Origin of the sequence: Streptomyces sp. NPDC056160 (assembly GCF_042268205.1) — a bacterium.
GTDB lineage: Bacteria > Actinomycetota > Actinomycetes > Streptomycetales > Streptomycetaceae > Streptomyces.
The window spans coordinates 43,487-65,602 of record NZ_JBHJUW010000029.1 but is presented as its reverse complement, the minus strand read 5'-3'; the positions used below and the strand labels follow the sequence as shown (position 1 = coordinate 65,602).

The 22,116-nt window shown below is 72.8% G+C and carries 19 protein-coding genes and 1 pseudogene; 11 read left to right on the top strand and 9 right to left on the bottom strand.

What is annotated here, in order from left to right:
- Positions 1 to 20 precede the first annotated feature (20 nt).
- Positions 21 to 1,649 carry a D-alanyl-D-alanine carboxypeptidase/D-alanyl-D-alanine-endopeptidase gene (gene dacB / locus ACFC02_RS13820; RefSeq protein ID WP_376356143.1) on the bottom strand — a complete coding sequence of 543 codons (1,629 nt, stop codon included), beginning with the start codon at positions 1,647 to 1,649 and terminating at the stop codon, positions 21 to 23.
- An 85-nt stretch (positions 1,650 to 1,734) separates the two neighbouring features.
- On the opposite strand from dacB, the gene ACFC02_RS13815 reads away from it, so the two are divergent.
- Both ACFC02_RS13815 and ACFC02_RS13810 read left to right on the top strand, forming a co-directional pair.
- Positions 1,735 to 2,226: an inorganic diphosphatase gene (locus tag ACFC02_RS13815; protein ID WP_360971414.1), complete on the top strand. Its 492-nt coding sequence runs from the start codon at positions 1,735 to 1,737 to the stop codon at positions 2,224 to 2,226.
- 121 nt (positions 2,227 to 2,347) lie between these two features.
- A complete protein-coding gene (locus tag ACFC02_RS13810; protein WP_376356141.1) occupies positions 2,348 to 4,123 on the top strand; it encodes a threonine/serine exporter ThrE family protein in 1,776 nt (591 codons plus the stop codon).
- Between the two features lie 22 nt (positions 4,124 to 4,145).
- Here the strand turns inward: ACFC02_RS13810 and ACFC02_RS13805 are convergent, their stop codons facing one another.
- Positions 4,146 to 5,222 carry a DedA family protein gene (locus ACFC02_RS13805; protein ID WP_376356139.1) on the bottom strand — a complete coding sequence of 359 codons (1,077 nt, stop codon included), beginning with the start codon at positions 5,220 to 5,222 and terminating at the stop codon, positions 4,146 to 4,148.
- A gap of 120 nt (positions 5,223 to 5,342) precedes the next feature.
- Between ACFC02_RS13805 and ACFC02_RS13800 the strand changes: the two are divergent.
- Positions 5,343 to 5,617, top strand: a pseudogene (locus ACFC02_RS13800) (heavy metal-binding domain-containing protein).
- Positions 5,618 to 5,689: 72 nt separating this feature from the next.
- On the opposite strand, the gene ACFC02_RS13795 reads toward ACFC02_RS13800, so the two are convergent.
- Positions 5,690 to 6,451: a MerR family transcriptional regulator gene (locus ACFC02_RS13795; RefSeq protein WP_376356173.1), complete on the bottom strand. Its 762-nt coding sequence runs from the start codon at positions 6,449 to 6,451 to the stop codon at positions 5,690 to 5,692.
- 131 nt (positions 6,452 to 6,582) lie between these two features.
- Here ACFC02_RS13795 and ACFC02_RS13790 point away from each other — a divergent pair, with 131 nt between their 5' ends.
- Positions 6,583 to 7,875, top strand: coding sequence for an ion channel protein (locus ACFC02_RS13790; protein ID WP_376356137.1), 1,293 nt, complete (start codon positions 6,583 to 6,585; stop codon positions 7,873 to 7,875).
- A gap of 55 nt (positions 7,876 to 7,930) precedes the next feature.
- On the opposite strand, the gene ACFC02_RS13785 is transcribed toward ACFC02_RS13790, so the two are convergent.
- The 3 genes from ACFC02_RS13785 to ACFC02_RS13775 form a co-directional block, all read right to left on the bottom strand.
- Positions 7,931 to 8,572 carry a PadR family transcriptional regulator gene (locus ACFC02_RS13785; RefSeq protein WP_376356135.1) on the bottom strand — a complete coding sequence of 214 codons (642 nt, stop codon included), beginning with the start codon at positions 8,570 to 8,572 and terminating at the stop codon, positions 7,931 to 7,933.
- 63 nt (positions 8,573 to 8,635) lie between these two features.
- The gene (locus tag ACFC02_RS13780) at positions 8,636 to 10,096 is read right to left on the bottom strand and encodes an aldehyde dehydrogenase family protein (RefSeq protein WP_376356133.1); all 1,461 of its coding nucleotides are present in this window, start codon (positions 10,094 to 10,096) and stop codon (positions 8,636 to 8,638) included.
- 125 nt (positions 10,097 to 10,221) lie between these two features.
- A complete protein-coding gene (locus tag ACFC02_RS13775; RefSeq protein ID WP_376356171.1) occupies positions 10,222 to 11,046 on the bottom strand; it encodes a helix-turn-helix domain-containing protein in 825 nt (274 codons plus the stop codon).
- Positions 11,047 to 11,396: 350 nt separating this feature from the next.
- Between ACFC02_RS13775 and ACFC02_RS13770 the strand changes: the two genes are divergently transcribed.
- Entirely contained in the window at positions 11,397 to 11,897 is a 501-nt protein-coding gene (locus ACFC02_RS13770) for an ATP-binding protein (RefSeq protein ID WP_376356131.1), read from the top strand.
- A gap of 53 nt (positions 11,898 to 11,950) precedes the next feature.
- On the opposite strand, the gene ACFC02_RS13765 is transcribed toward ACFC02_RS13770, so the two are convergent.
- Positions 11,951 to 12,220, bottom strand: a complete 270-nt coding sequence (locus ACFC02_RS13765) for a DUF397 domain-containing protein (RefSeq protein ID WP_360971078.1) — start codon at positions 12,218 to 12,220, stop codon at positions 11,951 to 11,953.
- Positions 12,221 to 12,602: 382 nt separating this feature from the next.
- On the opposite strand from ACFC02_RS13765, the gene ACFC02_RS13760 reads away from it, so the two are divergent.
- Together ACFC02_RS13760 and ACFC02_RS13755 are read left to right on the top strand one after the other, a co-directional pair.
- On the top strand, positions 12,603 to 13,103 hold the full coding sequence (locus ACFC02_RS13760) for a hypothetical protein (protein ID WP_376356129.1): 501 nt from the start codon (positions 12,603 to 12,605) through the stop codon (positions 13,101 to 13,103).
- Between the two features lie 102 nt (positions 13,104 to 13,205).
- Positions 13,206 to 13,742: a DUF4232 domain-containing protein gene (locus ACFC02_RS13755; protein ID WP_376356127.1), complete on the top strand. Its 537-nt coding sequence runs from the start codon at positions 13,206 to 13,208 to the stop codon at positions 13,740 to 13,742.
- Between the two features lie 352 nt (positions 13,743 to 14,094).
- On the opposite strand, the gene ACFC02_RS13750 is transcribed toward ACFC02_RS13755, so the two are convergent.
- The gene (locus ACFC02_RS13750) at positions 14,095 to 15,261 is read right to left on the bottom strand and encodes a DUF2786 domain-containing protein (protein ID WP_376356125.1); all 1,167 of its coding nucleotides are present in this window, start codon (positions 15,259 to 15,261) and stop codon (positions 14,095 to 14,097) included.
- A gap of 174 nt (positions 15,262 to 15,435) precedes the next feature.
- Here ACFC02_RS13750 and ACFC02_RS13745 point away from each other — a divergent pair, with 174 nt between their 5' ends.
- Complete coding sequence (locus ACFC02_RS13745) at positions 15,436 to 16,176, top strand: Clp protease N-terminal domain-containing protein (protein WP_376356123.1); 741 nt, start codon at positions 15,436 to 15,438, stop codon at positions 16,174 to 16,176.
- A 55-nt stretch (positions 16,177 to 16,231) separates the two neighbouring features.
- Positions 16,232 to 17,929 carry a bifunctional 3'-5' exonuclease/DNA polymerase gene (locus ACFC02_RS13740; protein ID WP_376356121.1) on the top strand — a complete coding sequence of 566 codons (1,698 nt, stop codon included), beginning with the start codon at positions 16,232 to 16,234 and terminating at the stop codon, positions 17,927 to 17,929.
- Positions 17,930 to 18,006: 77 nt separating this feature from the next.
- Here ACFC02_RS13740 and ACFC02_RS13735 read toward each other — a convergent pair whose 3' ends face one another.
- A complete protein-coding gene (locus tag ACFC02_RS13735; RefSeq protein WP_376356119.1) occupies positions 18,007 to 18,909 on the bottom strand; it encodes a glycosyltransferase family 2 protein in 903 nt (300 codons plus the stop codon).
- A gap of 299 nt (positions 18,910 to 19,208) precedes the next feature.
- Between ACFC02_RS13735 and ACFC02_RS13730 the strand changes: the two genes are divergently transcribed.
- Complete coding sequence (locus ACFC02_RS13730) at positions 19,209 to 20,168, top strand: D-2-hydroxyacid dehydrogenase family protein (RefSeq protein WP_376356117.1); 960 nt, start codon at positions 19,209 to 19,211, stop codon at positions 20,166 to 20,168.
- A 59-nt stretch (positions 20,169 to 20,227) separates the two neighbouring features.
- Positions 20,228 to 22,099 (top strand): hypothetical protein, encoded by a 1,872-nt coding sequence (locus ACFC02_RS13725; protein ID WP_376356115.1) that lies wholly within the window; start codon positions 20,228 to 20,230, stop codon positions 22,097 to 22,099.
- Positions 22,100 to 22,116 lie beyond the last annotated feature (17 nt).

The window sequence follows — 22,116 nt, the reverse complement described above, 5'->3', positions numbered from 1 at the left end:
AGGGACTTTCGAAACACGCCCTAGTCGCATCCGCAGGCGGCCAGGGCCGTCGCCGTGTGGTCCAGGGTGGACTGGGCGGCCTGCGGGTCGGTCGTGCCCTCGGCCAGGAAGGCGAAGGCGAGCAGGCGGCCGTCGTGGTCGACGGTGGTGCCCGCGAGTGTGTTCACGCCGGTCAGGGTGCCGGTCTTGGCCCGGACGAGCCCCGCGGCGCCGTCGGAGGCGTCGGAGGTGTAGCGGTCGGCGAGGGTGCCGGTGAAGCCGGCGACCGGCAGGCCGGTGAGGACCGGGCGCAGTCCGGGGTGGGCGGGGCCGGCAGCCGTGCGCAGCAGGGCGGTCAGCAGGTTCGCGGTGAGCCGGTCGGTGCGGTCCAGGCCGCTGCCGTCGTGGAAGGCGGTGCCGGTCAGGGGCAGGCCGAGCCGCTCGAGCCGGGCCGTGACCGCCCGGGCGCCGCCGGCGAAGTCGGGGCGTTCGCCCGAGGCCAGGGCGGTCTGCCGGGCCAGGGCCTCGGCGATGTCGTTGTCGCTGTTGGTGAGCATGCGTTCGACGACGTCGGACAGCGGCGGCGAGGACACGGTCGCGAGGGTCTGGGAGCGGCCGGTCGCCTTGGAGGGGCCGGGCGCGGTGGTCCGGATGCCGCGGTCGTTCAGGAAGCGGGCGAAGGCGCGGGCGGCGTCGGCGGCCGGGTCGGCGGCGCGCGGCGCCGGGCCGCCGGTCGAGTCGTCGGTGCGGGCCTCGTCGGCCAACAGCGCGGCGACCCTGGCCAGGTTCTCGTTCACGCCGATGGGGTGCAGGTCGGAACCGGCGTACAGGGTGGCGTCGTAGGACAGCGTGACCCGGTGCGTGCCGCGCTTGGCCAGGGCTCCGGCCGTCGCGTCGGCGAGGGTGCGCAGACTGGCCGCGCCGTGGGCGTCGGGGCGGGCGGTGAGGGTGGGGTCGCCGCCGCCGACCAGGACGAGTTCCCCGGTGTCGGGGTCCAGGGCGGCGCGGGTGGTGAAGCGGTGGTCGGGGCCGAGCGCGGACAGGGCGGCGACGGCGGTGGCGATCTTGGTGGTGGAGGCGGGGGTGAGGCCGTCGCCGCCGCCCTGCCCGTACAGCTGTCGGCCGGTGGCGACGTCCACGACCACCGCGGAGCGGCGGGCGCCCAGTGCCGGGTTCTTCAGGAGGGGGTCGAGGACGGCGGCGAGGGCCGGCCGGCCGCCGGCCGGTTCCACGGCGCCGCCGGTGCCGTCGAGGCCGACCAGTACGGGGGCGGCGCTGGGCGCAGGCCGAGGGGCGGACGCCGCCCCCGCACCGGACATATCGGAACCGTGGCCGTGATCTGCGCCACCCGCGTGCTCCAGGGCGGCGGCCCGATCCCGCTCGGCCGTACGCTGACCGGTGGAGTCCCAGGGACCGGCGGCAGTCACCACACCGGCGGCCAGCGCCAGTCCGGCGGTGGCGGCACCCGCGGTGTACTGCCACGTCCTCGGCTGCCCCGGCCGGTGCCCGGTGGCCTGCGTGAGCCGTGCGATCCACGGCCGCGCGGACCGCGCGGCCGGTGCCGGACGCGGCCGTACGGACCGTGCGAGTCGTGCCAGCCGCGGCCGCGTGGACCGTGCCAGGCGTGCCAGCCGCCCTCCCGCGGCCTGCCAGCCCCTCAGCTCCGGCATGACCACCAGCCCCTTTCGCGATCACACACCTGCGTGAGGGACACTTAATCACCAGAACTATGTGCTGATCATGGAGGAGCCACCGGTGGAGTTCGACGTCACGATCGAGATCCCGAAGGGTTCGCGGAACAAGTACGAGGTGGACCACGAGACCGGTCGTATCCGCCTGGACCGTCGACTCTTCACTTCGACCAGCTACCCGGCCGACTACGGCTTCGTCGAGGACACCCTCGGCGAGGACGGCGACCCGCTGGACGCGCTGGTCATCCTGGACGAGCCGACCTTCCCCGGCTGTCTCATCAAGTGCCGCGCGATCGGCATGTTCCGGATGACGGACGAGGCCGGCGGCGACGACAAGCTGCTGTGCGTGCCGGCGTCCGACCCGCGGGTGGAGCACCTGCGTGACATCCACCACGTGTCGGAGTTCGACCGCCTGGAGATCCAGCACTTCTTCGAGGTCTACAAGGACCTGGAGCCGGGCAAGTCGGTCGAGGGCGCCAACTGGGTGGGCCGGGCCGACGCGGAGACGGAGATCGAGCGTTCCCGCAAGCGTTTCGAGGAGCACGGCGGCCACTGACCGCACCACGTCCACGGGCCGCGTCGCACTCGATCGGGTGTGACGCGGCCTTTGGCATGCGGGCGGGGGTACCCGCGCATACTGAGGCTTACGGAAGGTGTCGTTCAGGGAGCGTTGCCCAGTGACGGACGCGGAGGACCGCAAACCGCAGTCGGACGAGGCGCGGAGTGACTACACGTCCCGCGCCACGCCGCCCGCGGACGCGGAGGCGACGCAGGTGATTCCCGTGGTCTCCGTGACCCAGGTGATCCCTGTGACGCCGACTCCTGGGGTCGACAGCGAGTCGTCGACGACGTCCGAGTTCGCCGTCCCGCAGGGGCTGGCGGTGGCCAGGTCCGGGACCGAGTCCGAGACGACCTCGGAGTTCGCCCTGCCGGACGGCCTGGACGTGCCCGACGCGGCGACCGCGGAGCCCGAGGGTTCGGCGTTCACTCCGCCGAGCACCTTCAACGCCCGGGAGGCGCCCTACGCCTTCACCCCGCCGCGCGGCACCCCGGCAGTCAGCCTGACCAAGGACGCCCCCTGGCAGGACCGGATGCGCACCATGCTGCGCATGTCGGTGACCGAGCGCCCGGCGCTGGAGTTCGTGCAGAAGGCGGAGGAGGGCGGTCCGGCCGTCCCGCGCGTCCTCGACCTGACCCTGCGTATCGGCGAGCTGCTGCTCGCCGGCGGTGAGGGCGCCGAGGACGTGGAGACGGCGATGTTCGCGGTCTGCCGCTCCTACGGCCTGGACCGCTGCGAGCCGAACGTCACCTTCACCCTGCTGTCGATCTCCTACCAGCCGTCCCTGGTGGACGACCCGGTGTCGGCCTCCCGTGTGGTGCGTCGGCGCGGCACCGACTACACCCGGCTCGCGGCCGTCTTCCAGCTCGTCGACGACCTCAGCGACCCGGAGACCCACGTCTCCCTGGAGGAGGCCTACCGGCGGCTGGCGGAGATCCGCCGCAACCGGCACCCCTACCCCGGCTGGGCCCTGACCGGAGCGGCCGGGCTGCTGGCGGGCGCGGCCTCCGTGCTCGTCGGCGGCGGTCTGCTCGTCTTCGTGGTGGCCGCGATCGGCGCGATGCTCGGCGACCGGCTGGCCTGGCTGTGCGCCGGACGCGGGCTGCCGGAGTTCTACCAGTTCATGGTCGCCGCGACACCACCGGCCGCGATCGGCGTCGCGCTCACCGTGGCGAACGTCGACGTGAAAGCGTCCGCGGTCATCACCGGTGGCCTGTTCGCGCTGCTGCCGGGGCGTGCGCTGGTGGCGGGGGTGCAGGACGGCCTGACCGGCTTCTACATCACGGCCTCCGCGCGCCTGCTGGAGGTCATGTACTTCTTCGTCGGCATCGTCACGGGTGTGCTGCTCGTCCTGTACTTCGGCGTGAAGCTGGGCGCCCAGCTCAATCCGGACGCGGCGCTGGTGGTCAGCCAGCGGCCGGTGCTCCAGGTCGTCGCCTCGATGCTGCTGTCGCTGACCTTCGCCGTGCTGCTCCAGCAGGAGCGGTCCACCGTGCTGTGGGTGACGCTCAACGGCGGGGTCGCCTGGGTGGTGTACGGCGCGATGCACGACGTCGGCCGTATCTCGCCGGTGGCCTCCACCGCGGTGGCGGCGGGGCTGGTGGGACTGTTCGGGCAGCTGCTGTCCCGGTACCGGTTCGCCTCCGCGCTGCCGTACACGACGGCCGCGATCGGGCCGCTGCTGCCGGGTTCCGCGACGTACTTCGGTCTGCTGTCGATCGCCCAGAGCCACGTCGACAAGGGGCTCGTGTCGCTGGCCAAGGCGGTGTCGCTCGCCATGGCCATCGCCATCGGGGTGAACCTCGGCTCCGAGATCTCCCGGCTGTTCCTGCGGCTGCCGGGAGCCGGGAGCGCGGCGGGCCGCCGGGCGGCGAAGCGGACCAGGGGCTTCTGAGCCGGCCACTGCCCGCGCGGCCTCACGGGGCCCGGTAGTAGCCCTGGCCCTGGTCGTAGGGGTACTGCTGCGGGTGCTGCTGGTCGTAGCCCTCCTGCGGGCCGCCGTACGGCTGCTGCGGAGGCTGCTGCTGGGGGTGGCCCTGAGGATGGGGCTGGTGCTGCTGGGGCTGGGGCTCCTGCTGCTGGGGCGGCTGCGAGTACCGGCCGCCGTGGTACTGGCCCTGGTCGTAGCCGTACGACTGCTGGGGCGGCTGCTGCTGGTGCTGCGGCTGCTGGTGCTGCGGCTGCTGGGACTGGTACGGCGGCTGGTGCTGCGGCCGGTGCTGCGGCTCGATGCGGCGCAGCTGGGTGGTCGCGTCGTCCCCGACAGGCTGCTGGTACTGCTGCGCGTACGGCTGGGACTGCTGCGCGAACTGCTGCTGGTACGGGGCCCGGGCCGCGTGCTCCGGCTCGGCCGCGGCGGGCGCGGGCCCGTTCTTCGCCTTGGCGCGGGCGCGCAGGAACTCGATGGCGATCGGGACGACCGACACGAGGACGATCAGGATGAGGATCGCCTCGATGTTGTTCTTGACGAAGTCGATCTTGCCCAGCCAGGAGCCGAGCAGGGTCACACCCGCGCCCCACAACACGCCACCGATGACGTTGAAGGTGGCGAACGAGCGGTACCGCATGCCGCTGACGCCCGCGATGATCGGCGTGAACGTCCGCACGACGGGCACGAAGCGGGCCAGGACCAGGGACTTCGGGCCGTACTTCTCGAAGAACTCGTGCGCCTTGGCGACGTTCTCCTGTTTGAACAGGCGGGAGTCGGGGCGGTTGAAGAGGGACGGGCCGACCTTCTTGCCGAACATGTAGCCCGCCTGGTCGCCGAGGACCGCCGCGAGGCAGATCAGGGCGATCGCCGCCCACAGGGGGAAGTCCAACTGGTGCGAGGTGATCAGCAGACCGCAGGTGAACAGGAGCGAGTCACCCGGCAGGAAGAAGCCGATCAGCAGGCCCGACTCGGCGAAGACGACGAGGAGCAGGCCCCAGATGCCGAAGGTGTCCAACAGGTGATTCGGATCCAGCCAGCTCGGGCCGAGGGCAAGCGTCATCACGGTTCCGGGCTCCTGAGGGGGTGAGGACGGTCGGCGGCGGGTCGGCCTCCGTGTACTGCCGCACAAAGTATCAACGGATGGTGTACGGCTCAGGTTCCACCGGGTTCCAAGGGATGCGCTGTGCGTCTCCCCGGGCCCGGCTGTCCCCGAAGGGCATTCGAGGAATACGGCGGCGGTCAGGCCCCCAGCCGGACGTGCTGGTCGTGCTGGTCGTCACCACGAACGACGTACCGGGCCACCGGGCCCGGGGCGCCGGGCCCGGGGCGCCGGGCCCGGGGCGCCGGGCCCAGGGCGCCGACGCGGTGCCGGCCTTCCGCTTCGACGTGACCGAGGCGGCCGACGTGGACACGGAGGTGTGCGCGTACGGGACGGCGGTGGTCGTGGTCCGGGAGTAGCCGACGCGGCGCACGGGGACACGCTCGCAGACCCGGACGTGAGGGGCGCCCTCCAGGCGGACGCCCCTCACCTCACCCCTCGTGACGGGCGGCGTTCGCGAGGATCGCCTCCCTGAGGTGCTCGGCCGTGCCCGGCCGCACGGAGTCGTAGAAGGCCTTGAAGCGCTCGTCTGCGACGTACATCTCCCCCAGGTTGCGGTGCATCTCGTACGGGCACTCGAAGAACCACCTGCCGATGTGGCGGCGGTGTTCCTCGGCCAGGTCCATGGCCGCCTCGCCCGCCGGGGGTTCTCCGGCGGCCACCAGGGCGGCGTACCGCTCGCCCCAGGCGTCGACCTCGGTCTGGATGCGCTTCCAGTCCTCCTTGCCGTAGCGGGCGGCGCGGCGCTGCGACTCGGTGTGGGCCTCGGTGCCGCCCCAGCGCTGCTCGGCCTCCTCCGCGTACTGCTCGGGGTCCTTGTCCCCGAACACCTCGAACCGTTCCTCGGGCGTGAGGTTGATTCCCATCCTGCGTGCCTCCATGGCCTGCTCCACGGCCGCGGCCATCTTCCGCAGCTTGTCGATCCGGGCGGTCAGCAGTTCGTGCCGGCGGCGCAGGTGCGCGCGCGGGTCCGCGTCCGGGTCGTCCAGCAGCGCCGCGACCTCGTCGAGCGGGAAGCCGAGCTCCCGGTAGAACAGGATCTGCTGCAACCGGTCGAGGTCGGCGTCGCTGTAGCGCCGGTGCCCCGCGTGGTTGCGCTCGCCCGGGACGAGCAGGCCGATGTCGTCGTAGTGGTGCAGGGTGCGCACCGTCACTCCGGCGAAACCGGCGACCTGGCCCACGGTGTGGCTCACTTCCGCTCCCTTCTCGGGTACGCGCTCCACGGTCCCTCCTCACGTCGCGCGAGGTGCAAGGACGTTTCCGCTCCGCCCGTGTCGTGCGCGTTACTCCCGTTCTGCCGGACCCGTCCGCTTATCGTGTGCCGGTGGCCCAGGACACCGAGCGGCAGGCAGCCGCCGCACCGGCCGTGCCGGCGGCGCCGGCCCGCGCGCTGCTGCCTCTGATCCTGCCCGCCCTCGTCACCGGCGCCGGCTCCAGCCTGCTCTTCCTGGTGGTGAGCGGGGCGGCGGAGCGGTTGCAGGGGGCGCTGTGGGGGGACCTGCCGGACGCACTGGGCATCGGCCGGTACTCAGTGGTGTGGGTGCTGGTGGTGCTGACCGCGACGGGTGTGCTGGTGGGGCTCGTGGTGTGGAAGGCACCGGGTCACGCGGGGCCCGACCCGGCCACCCTGGGCCTGGCGGCCGCTCCGACGGCGCCGGTCGTGCTGCCGGGGCTGCTGCTGGCGACCATGCTGATGCTGGCCGGCGGGCCGAGCCTCGGCCCCGAGAACCCGATCATCACGGTCAACGTGGCCCTGGCGTTCTGGCTCGGCCGCAGGCTGCTGCCCCGGCTGCCGGGCGCGCTGTGGCCCGCACTGGCCGAGGCGGCGACCATCGGGGCCCTGTTCGGGACGGCGGTGGCCGCAGCGCTGGTCATCTCCGAGGCGCTGGCCGAGCGGCCGATGAAGGGGGCGCTGTGGGACAACCTCTTCGCGCCACTGGCCGCGGGCGCGGCCGGTGCCATGACCACGGCCCTGGTCGCCCGCCCCACCTTCGACCTCGGGCTGCCGCCGTTCGGCCGCCCGCACTGGGGCGATGTGCTCGCCGCCCTCGTGATCTCCTCGGCGGGCGCGCTGCTCGGCCTCGCCGCCGTGTACGCCTTCCCCTACGTCCACCGGGTCTTCGGCCGGCTCGGCCATCCGATGATCGCCCTCCCGGCCGGCGGGCTGGTGCTGGGGCTGCTGGGGACGCTGGGCGGCCATCTCACGCTGTTCAAGGGGCTCGCGGAGGTCACGGAGCTGGCCCGGCACCCCGAGGACCGGACCGCCGGGCAGTTCGCCGCGCTCGCCGTGGTCAAGCTGGCCGCCCTGCTCGTGGCCGCGTCCTGCGGCTTCCGCGGCGGCCGGATCTTCCCGTCCGTCTTCATCGGTGCCGCGCTCGGGCTGGCCGCCCACGCCCTGGTGCCCGCGGTACCGCCCGCGCTCGGCGTGGCGGCGGCCGTCCTGGGCATCCTGCTGGCCATCACCCGGCAGGGCTGGGTGAGCCTGTTCACGGCCGCGGTCCTCGTCTCCTCGCCGACCGTCCTGTCCCTGCTGTGCCTCGCCTCGCTGCCGGCGTGGCTGCTGGTGACCGGCAGGCCGCAGATGCAGCTGCGGGCGGACGGGACGGCGGTGCGCTGACCACCGCGCCGCCGCCGGGCCCGACTCCACCCGGTCGCCGTCTGGTCAAATTTGATCAGCGGCTGTCACCGGGATGCGGCCGTCCCGTGGCGTACGGGTTCTCCTGGTCCTCGGCCAGTACGCCGGAGAACGGCTCGCCCTCGCCGGCGAAGGTGTACGCCCCGCCCCGGACGCGGTCGATCAGTCCCCGCGTCCACTCGGCGCCGGTGTCGGCCAAGTGCACCCAGAAGTTCATGATCTCGCCGATGTGGCCCAGCCGGCCGGGGCCGTCCTCGGGGGTGTAGTACTCGGTGACCGACCTGCGCCACTCCCCGATGCTGCGCACCCGCTCCTCCAGAAGGGCCAGCGCCTCCGCCCGCTCCAGGTCCACCATGAAGCCGAGGGCGGCGGTCAGCACGTCGGGACGCTGGTCGTAGGAGGTGAGGGAGGCGCGCAGCAGGGAGAAGTACTCGTCGGTGCCCTTGTCGGTGATCTCGTACTCGACGCGCGGCGGGCCGCCCGCCGTGGACGGCGCGATCTCGTGCGCGTGCAGCATTCCCTGCTTCGCCATCTGCTTCAGGGCGTGGTAGACCGAGCCCGGCTTGGCATTGGACCACTCGTGGGCGCCCCAGTACTCCAGGTCGTTGCGCACCTGGTAGCCGTGGGCCCGCCCGTGCTGGCGGACGGCGCCCAGCACCAGGAGACGGATCGCTGACATGCGGTCCAGGTTATTGCCGGGGCCCCGGCCGCCCGTGCGAGGGCCGCCGGGACGGGGCGCGGGTCAGAACGGGAAACCGCTGCGGCCGTGCTGCACCGAGATCCACTTCACCGTGGTGAAGGCGTCCACCGTCGTCTCGCCGTTGAGGCGGCCGACGCCCGAGTGCTTCTCGCCGCCGAAGGGCACCAGCGGCTCGTCGTGCACGGTGCCGTCGTTCACGTGGAACATGCCGGTGTCGATCCGCTTGGCGAAGGCCACGCCCCGCTCGATGTCGCCCGTGTGGACGGCGCCGCTGAGGCCGTAGGGGGTGTCGTTGACGATCCGGACCGCCTCCTCCTCGCCGTCGAAGGGGATGAGGAAGGCGACCGGGCCGAAGACCTCCTGCTGGAGCAGTGCCGAGCCGGCCGGTACGTCCGTCAGGACGGAGGGGGCGACCAGGTTGTCGGTGGTGGTGCCGTGCACCAGCGCGGTGGCTCCCTCGGCGATCGCCTGCTCCACGACACCGGACACGGCGTTCGCCTGCGCGGAGTTGATCACCGGGCCGATGACGGTCCGCGGGTCGCGCGGGTCGCCGACCTTCAGCGACTTCACCTTGGCGACGAACTTCTCGGTGAACGCGCCGGCGATCGAGCGGTCCACGAGGACCCGGTTCGCGGCCATGCAGACCTGGCCCTGGTGGACGTAGCGGCTGAAGACGGCCGCGTCGACCGCGTAGTCGAGGTCGGCGTCGTCCAGGACCACGATCGCGCTGTTGCCGCCCAGTTCGAGGACCGAGCGCTTGAAGTTCGCGGCGCAGACGGTGGCCACGTGCCGGCCGACCTTGTCGGAGCCGGTGAAGGAGATCAGCTTCGGGACGGGGTGCTCGATGAAGGCGTCGCCGATCTCGGCGATGTCCGTGACGACGACGTTGAGCAGGCCGCCGGGCAGCCCCGCGTCCTCGAAGATCTTCGCGACCAGGGTGCCGCCGGCGACCGGTGTGTTCTGGTGCGGCTTGAGCACCACGCCGTTGCCGAGCGCGAGCGCCGGGGCGACCGACTTGACCGACAGCAGGAAGGGGAAGTTGAAGGGGCTGATCACGCCGACGACGCCGACCGGGACCCGGTAGACGCGGTTCTCCTTGCCGTCGGACGGCGAGGGCAGGATCCTGCCCTCCGGAGCCAGCGCCAGGTGGACCGACTCGCGCAGGAACTCCTTGACGAGGTGCAGTTCGAAGGCGGCCTTGAGATGCGTACCACCCAGCTCGGCGATGATCACCTCGGTGATCTCCCGCTCGCGCTCCTCGACCAGCCGCAGCGCCTTCTCGAAGACCGCGCGGCGCGTGTAGGGGTTGATGGCGGCCCACTGCTTCTGGGCGCGGGCCGCCGCGCGGTACGCCTCGTCCACCTCGTCGGCCGTGGCTATGGTGATCGAGGCCAGCTTCTCGCCGTCGTACGGGTTGAAGTCGATGATGTCCCAGGAGCCGGTGCCCTGGCGCCACTCGCCGTCGATGTACTGCCGGGCCAGGTCGGTGAAGTAGGACGACATGTGATCCCTCGAATCCCAGGCTCTCGCTGTCCGATGTGACGTCATCGTACGTGCGGGTAACCGGAGTTGAGGGCTTACCGGCACTTCTCCGGCGGAGCCGGGCGAGACCGGGGGGCCGCGCGCGCCTAGGAGAGCTGCAGCAGGCCGCGCAGGACGTCACGGCTCTCGTCCGGGCCGGGGCTGTCGTGCTGGAGTTCCTTGAGCGCCTTCTCGTACTGGGTGACGTCCTCGCGCTTGTCCAGGTAGAGCGCGCTGGAGAGCTGCTCCAGGTAGACGACGTCCGACAGGTCGGACTCGGGGAAGCTGAGGATGGTGAACGAGCCGGACTCGCCGGCATGACCGCCGAAGCTGAACGGCATGACCTGCAGCCGTACGTTGGGGCGCCCGGAGATCTCGATGAGGTGCTGCAACTGCCCGCGCATCACCTCGCGGTCGCCGTACGGACGGCGCAGGGCGGCCTCGTCCAGGACGATGTGCAGTTCAGGCGCGTTCTCCGACACGAGGTACTTCTGCCGCTCAAGGCGCAGCGCCACGCGCCGCTCCACGTCCGCCTCGCTCGCGCCCTGCATGCCGCGCCGGACCACCGCACGGGCGTACGCTTCGGTCTGCAGCAGGCCGTGCACGAACTGCACCTCGTAGACGCGGATCAGGGACGCCGCGCCCTCCAGGCCCACGTAGGTGGGGAACCAGCTGGGCAGGACGTCGGAGTAACTGTGCCACCAGCCCGCGACGTTGGCCTCCTTGGCGAGCGAGAGCAGTGAGGTGCGCTCCGCGCCGTCGGTGATGCCGTACAGCGTCAACAGGTCTTCCACGTCCCGCGTCTTGAAGCTCACCCGGCCCAGCTCCATCCGGCTGATCTTCGATTCCGAGGCGCGGATCGAATACCCCGCCGCCTCCCGCGTGATCCCCCGTGCCTCTCGCAGTCGCCTCAGTTGCGAGCCGAGCAGCATGCGCCGCACCACCGATCCGGGCTCTCCCGCGCTCACGTTCGCCAGCCTCCCCAGCCGTCCTCAAGAGCCGCAGTCTGCCACTAAAGCACTTCGAGCAGTACTCGGGTGGTTACGGAAACGGAAAGAGATCACAGAAAACGTGCAGCCCGAGGCAAGAAGGAGGCAAGCGGCGCTCGAGAAGATGGCGGAAAAAATGGCCAACAAGCGGTACGTGTCGGTCCAATTCGGTCGCGTGCACGTGCATCTGCCCTTGCATCTGCTGTGCGCATCCGAAACCATGGTCCCGCGCCACCGCTGCATCGCAACGACCAATGCATCGCAACGATCGCGATTTCCCGGGAGTGCCTCGCATGGGGACGAATGGATCGACCATGCTCCAGCCGTTACGGCAGGGCCTTCCGCCACTGGACCCCTCGGCCGTCTGCGATGCCGCCTCCCGTGCCCTGCCCGCCCGTTACGAGGCCGTGCGCGAGGCCAGGCAGTTCACCCGCGCCACGCTCGACCAGTGGCAACTGGGCGACCGCTTCGACGACGTCTGCCTGGTGGTCTCCGAACTCGTCACCAACGCCCTGCGGCACGCGCTGCCGGCCACGTCGGCCCCGCGCGCGTGCGAGGAGGGCCCGTCGGTGCGCCTGCACCTGATGCACTGGACCGAGCGGCTGGTGTGCGCCGTGCGCGACCCCAGCCAGGACAGTCCCGTCGCCCGCGACACGGACGACTTCTCGGCCGAGTCCGGCCGGGGCCTGTTCCTCGTCGACTCCTTCAGCGACAGCTGGGGGTGGCACCCGCTGGCGGGCACGCTCGGCGGCAAGGTCGTCTGGGCGCTGTTCCGGCTGCGGCCCGCGGGCTGAGGCAAGCCTCACGGTCCCCGAGCGCGGCCGGATCGCGGCATTCGCCCGCGCCGTCAGCCCCCGACCAGATGGTCGAACTCGCCGTCCTTGACGCCCAGCAGCATGGCCTCTATCTCCGCGCGGGTGTAGACGAGCGCGGGCCCGTCGGGGAAGCGCGAATTGCGGACGGCCACGTCTCCCCCCGGCAGCCGTGCGAACTCCACGCACGAACCCTGGGAGTTGCTGTGCCGGCTCTTCTGCCAGGCCACCCCGCGCAGGCGCGTGGCCGCCATGCCGTTGTGCACGTCGCACTCCCCGTACACGCCCTCGACGTCGTGATTCACAGGTCGCTCCCCGGTGGTGCACTGGCTGGTGTGGCCATAGATGCATTGGTCAACTGAACCGGATCATAACCTTGTTCATATGCAGTTGCATGAGCAGATGCACGTGCACGCGGAGTGTTTCAGCGGTTACAGCTTTGACGAGCGCTTTACCGAAGATGCTCCCGCGTTCGCCCCCGGAAGGGCAGGGCATGCGCGCGGGTGATCCGCGTCCCTGCCCCGCAAGCCACCACCGCACGCCCTCGCTGACACGTGCATGGAGGAAAGACGCACGGGGAGCCCGCGGTGTTCCGTCCACCACCGAGGAGCTTCGCGCGGGCGGCCGCTAGCCTGCTGAGTCGTACCGCCACCGGGCGGCCTACCGGTTCCAGGTTGGGGGATCTCAGTGACCAGGACGACCACGGCAGTACGGTTCGCCGCCGCCGGGCTGCTCGGCGCGCTCGCGCTGACCGCGTGCGACAGCGGCGGGAGCACCGGTTCCGACGGCGCCGCCGGGAGCGAGGCCCCCGCCTCCGCGGCCGGCACGCCCTCGGCGACCGGCGGCACGCCCCCGTCCACCGGCGGCGCGAGCGGCCCGGACAGCGCGCTGAACGGCAGTTGGCTCACCACCAGCGGCGGCAAGGCCGTCGTGCTCATCATCACCGGCCGCCAGGCGGCGCTCTTCTCGACGGACCGGACCACCTGCACCGGCACCGCGGCCGGGCAGGCGGGCAAGGGTGTGATCCACCTAACGCCGTGCAAGGCGCGGTCGACGGGCGCCGTCGACTCCGTCAACAAGACCACGCTCCAGGTGACCTGGGAGGGTGGTCTCGGCAAGGAGACGTACACCAGGGCCGAGGGCGGGGCGCTACCGTCAGGGCTGCCCACGGCGAGCCCCGGCACCTGAACGTCCGCGGCGTCCGCTCAGACCGCTGGCGGGGCGGGCAACCGCGCCGCACGCTCGTACGTGATGATCCTTGAGCATCGTCACGACCCGAGGAACCACCACATGCGCGCCTTTCCGATCACCGTCAGCGCCGTCGCCGCGGCCCTCCTCCTCGCCGCCTGCGACAGCGGTGGCGGCAGCGGTACCGACACCGACACCGGCAGCAAGAACACCGACAGCACGGCCTGCCGGATCGGCGAGGTGGGGCTCCAGGTGGGCCCCGCCAACGCCGCGCCCGCCGCCGGCGACACCGGCGACGTCCCGGTCACCCTCACCAACCGGGGCGCCCGGTGCACCCTGGACGGCTTCCCGGGCGTCACCCTGGCCGCCGGGGGCACCGCCGCGCGCGTGGCGGAGGACAAGACCGGCCGGCCGCAGAAACTCACCCTCGCCAAGGGCGACACCGCGTCCTTCACCCTCACCTACGTGCGGGGCAAGGAGGGCGACGGGAAGAGCCTGGCGGCGAACTCACTGAAGATCGCGCTGCCCGGGGCGGGCGAGGGCCAGAGCTTCAAGTGGTCCTACGGCCCGGTGCGGGGCAAGAAGGACGCGGGCGACCCGGACGCCTCGGTGACGGCCTTCCAGCAGGCCGGGGACTGACGACCCACGACGACACGCGTGCCGTGAGCGGCGGCTGGGGCGGGGGCCGTGTCCCGGCTGGGGCGGGGGCCGTGTCCCGGCTGGGGCGGGGTCGGGGTCCATGGCCCAGAGCGGGGGCCGGGTTCCGGCTGGGGCGGGGTCCGCGTTCCGGCTGGGGCGGGGGGTCCGCGTTCCGGCCGAGGCGGGGCCCGGGTTCCGGCTGGGGCGGGGGCCGGGTTTCGGCTGGGGCGGGGGGTCCGCGTTCCGGCCGAGGCGGGGCCCGGGTTCCGGCTGGGGCGGGGGCCGTGTCCCGGCCGAGGCGGGGGCCGGTGTCCCGGCTGGGGCTCGTGGGTCCGGCGGGACGCGGTGGCCCTCACTCCAGCCTGCGGCGGGATCCCACCTGGGCCCGGTCGGCCGCCTGCGCGCCCTCCGTCCAGCCCGCCTCGTCGCTCACGCCGCGCAGCCGCGTCGTGGTCGTCTCGGGGAACATGCGGTCCAGCCGGTCGGTGACCGCGACGTCCCGGCTCGCCAGGACGGGCAGCAGGTCCTCGGTCACCTGGGTCTCGGCGGCCGCCGCGAGCCGGGTGCCTATGCGGTGGGCGTAGGCGGCCAGGAAGGACTGGCGGAAGGTCTTGGTCCGTTTGCGCCCGCCCGCTCTCTGGGCCGCCTCGGCCCGCGCCATGGCGGTCGTGGCCTGCACGAGGAGCGAGGTGTACAGCAGTTCGACCGCGTCGAGTTCGGCCTCGAAGCCGACGACGGTGGAGAAGCCGAGGGGTTCGTTCCACACGGCACGGCAGTGGTTCGCGGTGGCGACGGCGTCCAGCAGGACGGCCTTGGCCTGTTCGTACGGCGGCTCGACGCCGATCCGGCAGGCGCCGGGGGCGTCGGGCGAGGGAGCACGGGCGGCCAGCAGCGCCTCGTCGACGCTGTGCCGGGCCATCAACTCCTGTGCCTTCGCGCTCAACGCCTCCGCCTCCTCCGGGAACCCGGTGGCCTCCGCCTTGGCGAGCAGCGCGCGGATGCGGCCGAGCACACGGGACTCGCCGGCCGGTGCGGCGGACGGGCGCCCGACGGGTGCGTCCAGGTGTTCGAGCGTGGGCAGCCGCAGCAGCAGGCGGTACAGCTGCAGCACGGCGGTGGCGTACGAGAAGCGGTCGGTCGGCGCCGGCTCCTCGGTGGTCAGCTCGTCGAGCTGGGCGGCCCAGCGGCGGCCGCGCGGCCGGTCGTGCGCGGCCTGGGCGCGGATCAGGGCGGCCACGAGCCGGGTCTGCGTCTCGCCCAGCTCCCGCCCCACGATCCGTACGACGTCGGCGGGCTGCCATCCGCGCTGCCACGCCGCCGACACGAACTCCCTTCCGCGCAGGCCGAGTTCGGCGTCGGACGCGGGGTCTGACGCGAGCAGGGAGGCACCCGCGTCGAGGGCGTCGTCGGAGGCGGCGTAGAGGGCGGCCCGGAAGGCGCGGTCGACGGTGCCGGACTCACCGGCCTCGCCGGCGGTCTCGGAGGTGCTGGACGTGCGGGACGTACGGGGCGGGGTCACGCATCGATCGTGCCACGAGCACCGGATTTGCCGTCCACACCCTGTGGACAACTCTGCGGGTGGTGGCAACGGGCGGTGGCACTTCCGGGTGCCGGGCCCGCGCCCGGGCGATCGCCCGCATCTTCATGTCAACCGAAGGTTGACACCCCTCGACTGTCAACTTAAGGTTGACATATGACGAACCCCATCCGGTCGACGGTCCGTCTCGACGACCTCATCTCGGCCATCAAGAAGGTCCACCAGGAACCCCTCGAACAGCTCCAGGACGCCGTACTCGCCGGCGAGCACCTCGGCGAGGTGGCCGACCACCTCATCGGGCACTTCGTCGACCAGGCCCGCCGCTCCGGCGCCTCCTGGACCGACATCGGCGCGAGCATGGGCGTCACCCGGCAGGCCGCGCAGAAGCGGTTCGTGCCCAAGGAGTCCGCCGACCTCGACCCCAGTCAGGGCTTCAGCCGCTACACGCCCCGCGCGCGGCAGGTCGTCATGGCCGCCCACGAGGCCGCCAAGTCGGCGAAGAGCGCCGAGGGGCTGCCCGCGCACCTCGTCCTGGGCCTGCTCACCGAGCCGGAGGCGCTGGCCTCCAAGGCGATCCAGGAACAGGGCGTCACCCTGGAGGCGGTCCGCCGGGCCGCGACCGCCGCCCTGCCGCCGGCGTCCGCCGACGCACCCGACCTCGTCCCCTACGGCCCGGCCGCCAAGAAGGCCCTGGAACTCACCTTCCGCGAGGCCCTGCGGCTGGGCCACAACTACATCGGCACCGAGCACATCCTGCTGGCCCTGCTGGAGCTGGAGAACGGCGAGGGCCCGCTGAGCGGACTCGGCCTGGACAAGGCGCGCACCGAGCAATACGTCGTGGGCACCGTGGAGCAGTTCCTGGCCGACCGCGAGCAGGACGGGGCCCCCTCCGAGTGATCCGCCGGGCCGCGGGCCGCGGGCGATTGTCAGAGGTGCCTGCGACACTCACGGCATGACCGACCGGTGGGCTCTCGCTCCGGCCGAGGACGGCGGCGCCGACGTCGCTCCCCTCGGCCCGGACGGGCTGCCCGCCGGACCGGTGCGCCGGGAGCCGGACCTGGCCGGGGCCGTCCGCAGCAGGCCGGACGTCACCCGGTGGGTGTGGCGGTCCACCGCGGAGGTCTACCCGCGCCTGCTCGCCGCGGGCGTGCGCGTCGAGCGGTGCTACGACATCGAGGACGCCGAGACGCTCCTGCTCGGCCACGAGGGGCACCACGGCGAGCCCCGCTCGGCCGCCGCCGCCCTGGCCAGGCTGCGCGGCGGCCCCGTACCCCCGGATCCGCCGCAGCGGCCGGCCGAACCCGGCGCCCAGTCCCCGCTCTTCGAACCGCAGGGCACGCACCTGCCGCTGACCGACCTGCTCACGGTCTACGCCGAGCAGCAGCGGCGGCACGACCGGACCGGGCACCCCGACCGCATGCACCTGCTGACCACCGCCGAGTCGGCCGGGATGCTGGTGGCGGCCGAGATGAACCAGGCGGGCCTGCCCTGGAGCGCGGACGTGCACCGCCGGGTCCTGCACGAACTGCTCGGCGAGCGGTACACGGGCGGCGGCGAGCCGCGCCGCCTGGCCGAGCTGGCCGACGAGGTGTCCGCCGCCTTCGGCCGCCGGGTGCGGCCCGATCTGCCCGCCGACGTGGTCAAGGCCTTCGCACGCGCCGGGATCAAGGTCAGGTCCACCCGCCGGTGGGAGCTGAAGTCCGTGGACCACCCGGCCGTCGCCCCGCTGCTCGAGTACAAGAAGCTGTACCGGATCTGGGTGGCCCACGGCTGGTCCTGGTTGCAGGACTGGGTGCGCGAGGGCCGGTTCCGGCCCGAGTTCCTGGCCGGCGGCACGGTCACCGGGCGGTGGGTGACCAACGGCGGCGGCGCGCTGCAGATCCCCAAGGTGATCCGGCGGGCCGTGGTCGCCGACCCGGGCTGGCGGCTGGTGGTGGCGGACGCCGATCAGATGGAACCGCGTGTGCTGGCGGCCATCTCCCGTGACCCCGGCCTGATGGAGGTGGCCGGACGCCCCGACGACCTCTACCAGTCGGTGTCCGACCGCGCCTTCTCCGGCGATCGCGGCCAGGCCAAACTGGCCGTGCTCGGCGCCGTCTACGGCCAGACCTCCGGGGACGGCCTGAAGAACCTCGCCGCGCTGCGCCGCCGCTTCCCCCGCGCGGTTGCCTACGTCGACGAGGCCGCGCGGGCGGGCGAGGAGGGCCGGCTCGTACGGACCTGGCTGGGGCGCACCTGCCCGCCCGCGGCCGGGGCGGCGGCCGACGAGGCGACGCAGGAGGCCGGCCTTCCGCAGGACGAGCCGGACGAGCAGGGCGCCGGTGGCCACGGCTGGACGCCGGGGTACGCCTCCGGCGACTCCCGGGCCCGGGGCCGCTTCGCCCGCAACTTCGTCGTTCAGGGCAGCGCCGCCGACTGGGCCCTGCTGATGCTCGCCGCGCTGCGCCGCACCTGCCGGGACATGGCGGCGGAGCTGGTCTTCTTCCAGCACGACGAGGTGATCGTGCACTGCCCCGAGGAGGAGGCCGACGCGGTCGCCGCGGCGATACGCGAGGCGGCGGATCTGGCGGGGCGCCTCACGTTCGGCCGGACGCCGGTGCGGTTCCCGTTCACGACGGCGGTGGTGAAGTGCTACGCGGACGCCAAGTGAGCGCGCGCGGAGCGGGACAGGGGGACGGGGGCAGGGCTGGGGCGGTGGCGGTGGCGGTGGCGGTGGCGGGACCGTCGTCAGACGATCGGGGGGCGGCCCAGCCGGGTGAGCCGCCAGACGGTTCGCCAGCGCATGGGGCGCCGCTCCCCCGCCGGCCGGCGCAGGCCCTCCGCGAACCCGCCGAGCCACGCCCGCAGTCCGGCGGCCGAGCGCGTCCGCAGCAGGGTGAGAAGCGTCCACACGCCGAGGTGGACCGGGATCAGGACGAGCGGCAGCCTGCGGCGGACCAGCCAGACCCGGTTGCGGGCGGTGACGCGGTAGTAGATGGCGTGCCGGGCGGGCGAGGTCTTCGGGTGCTGGAGCAGCAGCTCAGGGGCGTAGAGGATCTTCCAGCCCGCGTCGGCGGCCCGCCAGGCCAGGTCCGTCTCCTCGTGCGCGAAGAAGAATTCCGCGGGCCAGTCGCCGGTCTGGTCGAGCATCGGCATGCTCAGGGCGTGCCCGCCGCCGAGGAACCCGGTGACGTAGCCGCCGCGCATCGGGTCGGCGGAGCCGAGCCGGGGAACGTGCCGCTGCTGGGTCTCGCCGCGCTCGTCGGCGATGCGGAAGCCCACGATGCCGAGCCGCGGATCGGCGGCGTACAGGTCCCGGACGCGGCGCAGCACGTCCGCGTCGACGAGCAGCCCGTCGTCGTCGAGTTCCACGACCACGTCGACGTCGCCGAACTCGCGGAGCCGGGCGAGGGCGACGTTGCGGCCGCCGGGGCAGCCGAGGTTGTCGTCGACGTCGATGGTGGTGACCTCGCCGGGCAGGGAGAGGCGGTGCGCGAACTCGGGCAGCCGGCAGCCGTTGCCGACGATCACGATGCGGGCGGGCGCGAGGTCCTGCTTGGCCACGGACTCCAGCAGGGCGTCGACCTCGTCGGGCCGGTTCCCCATGGTCACCACGGCGACGGCGATCCTCGGCTCCACCGCTTCCACCACCTCTGCTCACCCCATCCGGCGACGGCGGACCCGTACTCCACCGCACGGCGCCCTGCTCCTCGTTCACCAAGATGTTGCCTCATTTCCGCCGGTTGTCCCGACGCGACATCGCTTTGCCGCCTCTTTCCGGCGTCCTACCGCGACTCACCCGGCGGCCGCTCCTGCGGTACCCCTGGAGAGCCAAGGAACCGTGGAGCCGTGGAGCCAAGGGGCCAAGGAGCCAAGGAGCCAAGGGGCCAAGGGGCCACGGAGATCCACTACCGGACCGGAACACCGAACCCGCAGGAGGAACGACAGACATGCGACTGCGCTGCGCTGTGCTCGACGACTTCCAGAACGCCGCGCTCACCGCCGCCGACTGGTCACCGCTGAGCGACCGGGTGGACGTCGTCCCGTACACCGAGCACTTCGCCACGGAGGACGCGCTGGCCGAGGCGCTCGCCGACGCCGACATCGTGGTGACCCTGCGCGAGCGGGTCGCCTTCCCGGCCTCCCTCCTGAACCGGCTGCCGCGCCTGAAACTGCTGATCGCCTCCGGCATGCGCAACTCGGTCATCGACCACGCGGCGGCGCGCGCAGGCGGCGTGACCGTCTGCGGCACCCAGTCCTCCTCCACCCCGCCGGTGGAGCTGACCTGGGCCCTGCTGCTCGGGCTGGCCCGCGGGGTCGTCCAGGAGAGCAACGCGCTGCGCGGCGGCGGCCCCTGGCAGTCCACCGTGGGCGCCGACCTGCACGGCCGCCGCCTCGGCCTGCTCGGACTCGGCAAGATCGGCAGCCGGGTCGCCCACGTGGGGCTCGCCTTCGGCATGGAGGTCGCGGCGTGGAGCCAGAACCTCACGAAGGAACGGGCCGACGAGGTGGGCGTGACCCTGGCCCCGAGCAAGGAGGACCTGCTGTCGGACGCCGACTTCGTCTCCGTCCACCTCGCCCTGAGCGACCGCACCCGCGGACTGCTCGGCCCCCGTGAACTGGCCCTCCTGAAACCGACGGCGTACCTCGTCAACACCTCCCGTGCCGCCATCGTCGACCAGGAAGCGCTGCTCACGGCGTTGCGCGAGGGAAGAATCGCCGGGGCGGGCATCGACGTCTTCGACACCGAACCGCTGCCCGCGGACCACCCGATGCGCACCGCGCCGCGCCTGCTGGCCACCCCGCACCTCGGCTACGTCTCCCAGGCGAACTACGCGCGCTGCTACGGGCAGGCGGTGGAGGACATCGAGGCATACCTGGCGGGGAGCCCGGTCCGGGTGCTCGGCTGACCCGGCCCCGCCCTCCCCTCGATAGCATCGGGTGGGCGACGAGGAGGGGAGCGGCGGGGATGGGCGGGACGGCGCGACTGCGCGTACCGGTGGGCGAGGACGCGGAGCGGTGGATCACCCGGGCGGGCTGCCGTCGCATCCTGTTCATCGTCCACAACGTGACCTCGGCCACCCGCCTGCTGGACACACTCCCGCTGTTCGACGGCGATCTACGCGTGCAGTTGTTCGCGACGTGCACGGGCTCCTCGCCCTTCCTCGCCGGCGTACCGGAGCTGCTGGCGCGGGCAGGGCTGCCCGTCCTCCCCTGGGAGCAGGCCAAGGAGACCGAGTTCGACCTGGCGGTCTCGGCCAGCTACGGGGGCGAACTAGCCGCTTTCCAGGGCAAGTTGGCGGTCTTGTCACATGGCGTTGGATACAATAAGAAACTGGCGTCACCGAGCACCGAGCACCGAGCACCGAGCACCGAGCACCGAGCACCGAGCACCGAGCACCGAGCACCGGTCTTCGGTATGTCGCCGGACTGGCTGCTCGATGACGGGCGTCCGCTCGCGACCGCGACCGTGCTGTCCCACCCCGAACAGCTGGAGAGGCTGAGGGCGTACTGCCCCGAGGCGGCGCCCACGGCGGTACTCGCCGGCGACCCCTGTTACGACCGCATCCTCGCCGCACTCCCCCGGCGCGACAGTTTCCGCCGCGCGCTGGGCGTCGGTCCGGGCCGTCGGCTGATCGTGCTCAACTCCACCTGGTCGACGGGCGCGCTCTTCGGCGCCACCACCGGAACCGGCGAGGAACACGGAACCGGTGGCAGGGACACTGCCGGCCGGGGAAGCGGGGCCCGCCGGGAAGGCGCGGCCGGCGACCTGCTGCCCTGGTTGCTCTCACGGCTGGCCGCCGAACTGCCCGCCGACGAGTACCGCGTCGCCGCCGTCCTCCACCCCAACATCTGGTACGGCCACGGCCCGGGACAGGTCCGGGCCTGGCTCGACCACGCCCGCCAGGCGGGCCTGGACGCCGTCGCGCCCCTCGACGGCTGGCGCCAGGCCCTGATCGCGGCCGACTGCGTGATCGGGGACCACGGCAGCGTGACGTACTACGCGGCGTCGATCGGTGTCCCCGTCCTCCTCGGGGCCTTCCCCGAGGACGCCCTCGACCCGCACTCCCCCGTCGCCGCCCTCGGCCGTACCGCTCCCCGGCTCGTCCGGCGCGGCGGGCCGGACGCGCTGCGGACCCAGATCGACCAGGTCATCGCCGCCCACGAGCCGGACCGGTACCGCGAACTGGCGGCGCAGACGACGTCGTCACCGGGCGAGTCGGGCGCGCTCCTGCGCCGCCTGTTCTACCGGCTCATGGACCTGCCCGAGCCCCGCGGCCTCCCGGCCCTGCTCGACCCCCTGCCCCTGCCGCCGTTCACACCGCCCCGGTACACGGCTCCGGTCCGCGTACTGACACGAGTGCTCGGCGGAGACCCGCCGGAGGTCACGGTGGTCCGCCGCGCCACCGCCGACGAGGACGGCCCCGAGCACCTCGACGCCGCCCACACGGTGGTCGACGAGGACACGAGACACGCGGGACGGCTGGGTATCGCCGATGTCGTCGTGCGGTACGGCGCCGCGGACGATCCGCGGGTCGGGCCCCCGGGCGCCTGGACGGCACAGACGCTCGCCCGGTACCCGTACTGCGGCATGGCCGTCTACGTCGACGGAGTCGACCGCTGTGTCGTCGGCACCCGCGAGGACGCCCCCGTACGGCTGACGGCGGCCCCGGACTCGGACGGCAGGCCCGATCTGTGCGATCCGGCGGCCTACGCGTCCGCGCTGTACGCCTGGACCACCGGCGGCAAGCCGCTGCCCGAGGCCGCGTGGGACCTCGTCGTACGGACCGGGGACACGGTCCACCGCGTACGGGTCGAGCCCCTTCGACCGGTGCGGTGACGAGGTCCGGTGGGAAG